General features: G+C 71.4%; 5 protein-coding genes. 4 read left to right on the top strand and 1 reads right to left on the bottom strand.

The annotated features are described in order from the left end of the window. Positions 1–37: 37 nt before the first annotated feature. Positions 38–1,417 (top strand): NAD(P)/FAD-dependent oxidoreductase, encoded by a 1,380-nt coding sequence (locus tag ACL06G_RS21055; RefSeq protein WP_412787367.1) that lies wholly within the window; start codon positions 38–40, stop codon positions 1,415–1,417. A gap of 36 nt (positions 1,418–1,453) precedes the next feature. On the opposite strand, the gene ACL06G_RS21060 is transcribed toward ACL06G_RS21055, so the two are convergent. Further along, a complete protein-coding gene (locus ACL06G_RS21060; RefSeq protein ID WP_412787368.1) occupies positions 1,454–2,653 on the bottom strand; it encodes a thiolase family protein in 1,200 nt (399 codons plus the stop codon). Between the two features lie 207 nt (positions 2,654–2,860). Between ACL06G_RS21060 and ACL06G_RS21065 the strand changes: the two genes are divergently transcribed. Genes ACL06G_RS21065 through ACL06G_RS21075 form a run of 3 tightly spaced genes read left to right on the top strand, consistent with a single transcriptional unit; the run spans position 2,861 to position 5,981 of the window. Continuing rightward, positions 2,861–4,186 (top strand): ABC transporter substrate-binding protein, encoded by a 1,326-nt coding sequence (locus ACL06G_RS21065; protein WP_412787369.1) that lies wholly within the window; start codon positions 2,861–2,863, stop codon positions 4,184–4,186. Continuing rightward, positions 4,183–5,100, top strand: a complete 918-nt coding sequence (locus ACL06G_RS21070) for a carbohydrate ABC transporter permease (RefSeq protein ID WP_412787370.1) — start codon at positions 4,183–4,185, stop codon at positions 5,098–5,100. The genes ACL06G_RS21065 and ACL06G_RS21070 overlap by 4 nt, the downstream gene beginning before the upstream one ends. Next, complete coding sequence (locus ACL06G_RS21075; protein ID WP_412787371.1) at positions 5,100–5,981, top strand: carbohydrate ABC transporter permease; 882 nt, start codon at positions 5,100–5,102, stop codon at positions 5,979–5,981. Before ACL06G_RS21070 ends, ACL06G_RS21075 begins: the two co-directional genes overlap by 1 nt. Positions 5,982–6,049 lie beyond the last annotated feature (68 nt).

The following is a 6,049-nucleotide window of genomic DNA, read 5'->3' on the forward strand; positions in this document are numbered from 1 at the left end:
AAACGGTCCTCGCGCAGTCGACCCCCGGAGTGACCAGGTGAGCCGTCCCCGCATCGTGATCGTCGGAGCCGGGTTCGCGGGGTACCAGGCGGCGCGCACGCTGTCCCGGAAGCTCCGGGGTACGGCGGAGATCGTGCTGGTGAACCCCAACGACTACTTCCTGTACCTCCCCCTGCTGCCCGAAGTGTCGTCCGGGGAGCTGGAGCCGCGCCGGGTCTCGGTGTCTCTGGCCGGAACATTGCCCGGGGTGCGCCTGGTCCTCGGGGTGGTCCACGGCGTCGACCTGGCGGGGCGCCGGGTCCGGTACACCGATCCCGAGGGCCGGGAGGATGAGCTGGACTACGACAAACTCCTGTTGTCCGTCGGCAGCGTGAACAAGCTGCTGCCCGTCCCGGGGGTGGCCGAGTACGCCCGGGGCTTCCGTGGGATGCCGGAAGCGCTGTACCTGCGTGATCATCTCACGCGGCAGATCGCCATGGCGGCCACGGCACGGGACCCGGCCGAGCGGGCCGCGCGCTGCACCTTCGTCGTGGTGGGCGCCGGATACACCGGCACCGAGGTGGCCGCGCACGGCACGCTCTTCACCGACTCGCTGGCTGCGCAGCACAGCCGCCCGACGGGCGGACCGCCCGTGGAGCTCCGGCCGCGCTGGATGCTCCTCGACGTCGCGCCGCGCGTGCTCCCCGGACTCGACGAACGGCTGGCCGCCGCCGCGGACCGGGTGCTGCGCGGCCGGAATGTGGAGGTGCGCACCAACACCTCGGTGCGGGAGGCCACCGCCGACGGGGTGTGGCTCGACGACGGCAGCTTCGTCCCGACACGGTCGCTGATCTGGTGCGTCGGCGTGCGCCCCGACCCACTGGTGGAGGATCTGGGCCTGCCCACCGACCACGGGCGGCTGGTCGTCGACCCGTACCTGACGGTGCCCGGCCACCCCGAGGTGCTGGCCTGCGGAGACGCGGCAGCGGTCCCGGACCTCACCCGGCCGGGCCGGTACACGCCCATGACCGCTCAGCACGCCTCCCGGCAGGGACGGCTCGCGGGGCGGAACCTGGCCGCCGCCCTCGGCATCGGGGTGCGCACCCGGTACAAGCACCACGATCTGGGCTTCACCGTCGACCTCGGCGGCACCCAGGCAGCGGCCGACCCCTTCGGCGTCCTGCTGTCCGGCCTTCCGGCGAACGTGGTCACCCGCTGCTACCACCTGGCGGCGATGCCCGGGAACCGCATCCGGGTCGCCGCCGACTGGCTGCTCGACACGGTTCTGCCGCGGCAGGCCGTGCAGCTTGGCATGGTCCGCTCCGGCGATGTGCCGCTGGACACCGCCTCTCCTGGGCTCGCCGGGTCTCCTCCTGCCGGCTCCGGCCCCGACGGCCGCGCAGGAGGGGGTGGGGGAGGAGCTTCCCGCGCAGCCTGAGACCACCGGGGCGAGGAGGGGTCTCCCCTCTCCGGCTCACCGTTCGAGAACGACCGCCTGACCCTGGCCGACGCCGATGCACAAGGCCGCCAGCCCGGTACCGGACCCGGCCTGCGCCAGCTGATGGGCGACGGCACCGGTGATGCGGGCCCCGGAGGCGCCCAGCGGGTGGCCGATCGCGATGGCCCCGCCACGCGGGTTCACCCGTTCCGGATCCAGTTCCGGCCATTCGGCGAGGCAGCCCAACGCCTGAGCCGCGAACGCCTCGTTCAGCTCGACGGTGTGCAGATCGCCGAAACCGCGTCCGGCCTTGCGCAGCGCGCGGCGCACCGCTTCGACCGGGCCGAGACCGAACAGTTGCGGCTCGACCGCGGTGACCGCCGAGGCGCGGATGCGGGCCAGCGGCTCGCGGCCCGTCGCGCGGAGCCCCTCCTCGTCCGTGAGGAGCAGCGCCGCGGCACCGTCGTTCAGCGGTGAGGAGTTGCCCGCGGTGACCCGGCCGGTGCCGTCCTTGCGGAAGACCGGCTTCAGCCCCGCCAGCTTCTCGGGCGTGCTGCCGTCCCGGATCGTCTCGTCCCGGGCCAGTTCCACGCCCTCCACGCCCACGGTCTCCGCGTCGTACAGGCCGTCCTTCCAGGCCCGTACGGCCTTCTCGTGGCTCGCGGCAGCGAACCGGTCCTGTGCCTCGCGGCCGATGTCGTGCTTGTCCGCGACGAGTTCGGCGCCCTCGCCGAGCGGGACCGTCCACTCCGGACGCATGCGCCGGTTCACCATCCGCCAGCCCAGCGTGGTGGAGAAGGTCTCGGGCGCGCCGGCGGGAAAGGCGCGCTCGGGCTTCGGCATCACCCACGGCGCGCGGCTCATCGACTCCACGCCACCCGCGATCACCGCGGTGGCGTCACCCACCGCCACCGCACGTGCCGCCTGGACGACCGCCTCCATCCCCGAGGCGCAGAGCCGGTTCACCGTGCTGCCCGGCACGCTCAGCGGCAGACCGGCCAGCAGCACCGCCATCCGCCCCACGTTCCGGTTCTCCTCGCCCGCGCCGTTGGCGTTGCCGAACACCACGTCGTCGATGCGCGCGGGGTCCAGATCGGGAGTGCGGTCCACCAGGGCCCGCACGACGTGTGCGGCCAGGTCGTCGGGGCGCACTCCGGCGAGTGCGCCGCCGTACTTGCCGACGGGAGTGCGGACGGCGTCGACGAGATAGACGTCACGGAGTCGATCGTTGGTCATGGCAGCGATCCTCGCAGGCCGCGACGCGCCTGACCAGAGCCGCACGAGCCGTCCGGCCGGGGAGCAGCCACGGGAAGCGGAGGAGTGCCGGGGCCGAGGCCGCTTGCGGAAAGCGACCGTACGTGCACGAAGGGTTGACGCGGCGCGACTTCGGGGCGGCAATGGTCAGGCGCACCGCGACGAAGCGTGTGTCGAGAGGAGCCTGCCATGCCCGCTCACCGCTCCGCGTCCACCCGGTCCGTCGGCGCCCGGGGCCCCGGCCGTCGCAGAGCCCTGGCTCTCCTGTCCGGCGCTGCGGCCGCGCTGCCGCTCTCGGCCTGCGGCTCGGGTGCTCCGGACGCGGGCAGGGCCGACCGTGGGACGTTCCGGGTCTACTGGAATCCAGGCCACGACTACGCTCCCTACCGGAAGGTGATCTCCCGGTTCGAGGCGGACCACGGCGTCACCGTCCGGATGCAGAAGTACCAGTGGCCCGACATGCGCACCCGCGTCCTCACCGATCTCCAGTCCGGGGACGTGCCCGACCTGATCGAGGAACCTGGCGGCTGGGTGCAGGAGTTCGCGCTCAGCGGCGACGCGCTCAGCCTGCAGGAGTACGTCGACCGGGACGGCCCGGACATGGGTTTCCCCGACGACTGGCAGCGCGCCGCAGTCACCCACAACTCCCACCGCGGTGAGGTGTACGGGGTCCAGCTGCACCAGACGTGCAGTCTCCTCCTCTACAACCGGACGATGTTCGACGCGGCGGGTGTGCGGCCCCCCACCACCTGGGACGAGCTGGTGGAGGTGTGCGCCGAACTCACCGGCGGGGGTGTGCACGGCATCGCGCTCAACCAGGACAAGTCCTACGCCTGGCCGTGGATGCTGCAGAACGCGGTGCGCGAGTACGATCCGCGGACGAAGAAGCTCCTCACCCCCCGGGAGGCGGCCGCGGAGGCGCTCCGGTTCCAGGCGGACCTGGTGCACAAGCACAAGGTGTCGCCGATCCCGACGCCCGGCACCGACTACTCCGGGCCGCAGAAACTCCTGTCCGCCGGGCGGGCCGCCATGATCCTCTCCGGCCCGTGGGACCTGGAACCCATCGCCCGGTCCAGCCCCGACCTGGACCTCGGTGTCGCGCAGGTCCCGCGCAGGAGGACGCAGGCGACCACGCTCGCCGGAACCAGCCTGTTCGTCCCCGCCGGTGCCGGGCGCCCCGACCTGTCCTGGGACCTCATCAGGCGGCTGACCACCCTGGAGACCGAACTGGCCGTCACCCGGCAGACCGGCATGCTCATGCCGCGCAAGTCCTGGGCGGCGGACCCCGCCGTACGCGACGACCGTCTCGTCCGCGAGTTCGCCCAGGGGCTCGCCCACGCACAGGACCCCCACGCGGGCGTCTACCTGACCGGCCACTACGGGGACATCACCGAGGACCTGTGGGAGCGCCTCTACCAAGGAGTGGTGATGCAGCGGACGCCGGTGGACGAGGCCATGGACCGCTACCTGACCGCCGGCCGCCCCCTCGTCGCGGACCGGGCGGCAGGCGCGTGACGCTCGAGGGCAACGCCGCGGGGACGCGAGCGGCACGCCGGCAGCGCCCCGCCACGTTGCGGGCGCGCCGCGTCCGTACGGCGTACTTCTTCCTCACGCCGGCGCTGCTGTTCTTCGGCGTCTTCTTCTACATGCCGATCGTCGACATCGTGACCACGAGCATGCACGCGGGGCCCCGGGCCGACACGTTCAGCGGACTCGGCAACTACACGGACGCCCTCCGGGATCCGGCCGTCCACCATTCCTTCGTCGTCACGCTCGTCTTCGCGGCGGGAACGACGGCGGGTGCCATCGTGCTGGGTCTCGGGTTGGCGCTGCTGGTCGACCGCCCGCTGCGGGGGCGGACCCTGATCCGGCTGGCGCTGCTGGTTCCCTACCTGACGTCCGTGGCCGTTGTCGGCCTGCTGTGGCGCAACATCCTCGACCCGCAACTGGGCATCCTCAACCGCATGTTGCGGGAACTCGACCTCCCCGCGCAGGCCTGGCTCAACACCGACCCGCTGCTCACCGTCGTCCTCGTCACGCTCTGGCAGATCGCCGGATACACCATGATCCTCTTCCTCGCCGGACTCCAGGGCATCCCGGAGGTCTACTACGAGGCGGCCACCATCGACGGCGCCGGACGGTTCCAGCAGTTCCGGCGGATCACGCTGCCGCTGCTGGCGCCCACCACGCTGTTCGTCTCGGTCATGGCCGTCATCTCCGGCCTGCAGGCCTTCGGGCAGGCGTACATCATCACCGGCGGCGGACCGGCCGCCGCCACCGACCTGTACGTGTTCCACGTCTTCCAGGTGGCCTTCCGCAGCCGGGACTTCGGATACGCCTCCGCCCAGTCCGTGCTGCTCCTGCTCGTCATCGTCGGCTTCACGGCCGTCCAGCTGCGGGCCGGCCGTCGCAGGGAGGTGCAGCACTGATGGCATCGGGCACGGCAGGAGCTGTCACGACCTCCCACGGGCGCGGCGGGCGCGGGGCGGGGACCGGTTCACGCGCTGGCCGCCTCGCCGTGTACGTCACGCTGCTCACCGCGAGCGCCGCCACCGTGGTCCCGCTGCTCTACATGATCACCTTGTCTCTGCAGACGGAGAGCGAGACGCTGTCCGGCCGTGCGGTGATCGTGCCCGAGTCACCCCAGTGGGGCAACTACGTCACGCTGTTCCGGGAGGCCCCGTTCGCGGACTTCGTCGTCAACAGCGTGATCGTCGCAGGCGGCATCACGCTCGCCCATCTCCTCTTCGACCCGCTGGTCGGGTACGTGTTCGCGAAGTTCGACTTTCCGCTGAAGAACACGCTGTTCTTCGCGATCCTGGCCACGTTGATGATCCCGCTGTTCGTGCGGATGATCCCGCTGTACGTGATGATGTCGAACCTCGGCTGGCTGAACAGCTATCAGGCACTCATCCTGCCGTTCGTCATGGACGGCTTCGGGATCTTCCTCATGCGCCAGTTCATCCAGCCCCTCCCGGACGACCTGCTCGACGCGGCACGGGTGGACGGCGCCTCCGAGTTCGCGGTCTACCGGCGCATCGTGCTGCCGCAGGTGAAGCCCGCGCTCGCGGTGCTGGGACTGTTCACCTTCGTGTTCCAGTGGAACGAGTTCCTGTGGCCGCTGGTGGCGACGTCGACCGAGGACATGCGCACCATCCCCGTCGGGCTCACGCTCTTCAACCAGGAGCACTTCACGCTGTGGCACCTCACCGCCGCGGGCTCGGTGATCATGTTCGTGCCGACGGCGTTGATCCTGGTCCTCGCGCAGCGCTCTTTCGTCCGCGGCATCGCCCTGACCGGTCTCAAATAGCCGAGTGCCGCGGCCCGGGGACCGATCGGTCTTCCGGGCCGCGGCACTCGGTCGCGTCCGGGCGTTCT

This window comes from Streptomyces callyspongiae (assembly GCF_047200695.1).
Taxonomy (GTDB): Bacteria; Actinomycetota; Actinomycetes; order Streptomycetales; family Streptomycetaceae; genus Streptomyces.

Coding starts and splice junctions, on each gene's coding strand:
- ACL06G_RS21060 (WP_412787368.1), bottom strand. CDS start 2,653: ATGACCAACGATCGACTCCGTGACGTCTATCTCGTCGACGCCGTCCGC.
- ACL06G_RS21065 (WP_412787369.1), top strand. CDS start 2,861: ATGCCCGCTCACCGCTCCGCGTCCACCCGGTCCGTCGGCGCCCGGGGC.
- ACL06G_RS21075 (WP_412787371.1), top strand. CDS start 5,100: ATGGCATCGGGCACGGCAGGAGCTGTCACGACCTCCCACGGGCGCGGC.